1 protein-coding gene is annotated in these 565 nt (G+C 72.0%); it reads left to right on the top strand.

Annotated elements, in window-relative coordinates; translation table 11 throughout:
* Positions 1-565: methyl-accepting chemotaxis protein (locus D180_RS16660; protein WP_043091195.1), on the top strand; the 565-nt coding region annotated here is incomplete at both ends.

Here is a 565-nt window from a genome sequence, read left to right as displayed (position 1 = left end):
CGACGGCATCGCCTTCCAGACCAACATCCTCGCCTTGAACGCGGCCGTGGAGGCGGCGCGTGCCGGCGAACAGGGCCGCGGCTTCGCCGTGGTCGCCAGCGAAGTGCGCACCCTCGCCCAGCGCTCGGCCAACGCCGCCAAGGAGATCAAGGGCCTGATCGACGACTCCGTCGGCCGGGTCGCCCAGGGCTCGGCGCTGGTCGACCAGGCGGGCAAGACCATGCAGGAGATCGTGACCTCGGTGCAGCGCGTGACCGACATCATGGGCGAGATCGCCGCCGCCTCGCAGGAGCAGTCCGCCGGCATCGAGCAGGTCAACCAGACCATCACCCAGATGGACGAGGCCACCCAGCAGAACGCCGCGCTGGTCGAGGAAGCCACGGCCGCCGCACGTTCGATGGAAGAACAGGCCGGCCAGCTGAGCCAGGCCGTGGCGGTGTTCAAGATCGAGGCGAGCAGCGCCCCGCTCGGCCATCCGGCTGTCCCCAGCGCACCGAGCCGCCCGGCCGCCCGGTCGGCGGCCAAGCCGGTGGCCAAGCCCGCCGCCCGTCCGGTCCGGCAATCG

Origin of the sequence: Xanthomonas sp. SHU 166 (assembly GCF_000364685.1) — a bacterium.
Classification (GTDB): Bacteria; Pseudomonadota; Gammaproteobacteria; order Xanthomonadales; family Xanthomonadaceae; genus Xanthomonas_A; species Xanthomonas_A sontii.
The sequence above is the reverse complement of the archived record's forward strand: the minus strand, read 5'-3'. Positions and strand labels throughout refer to the sequence as shown.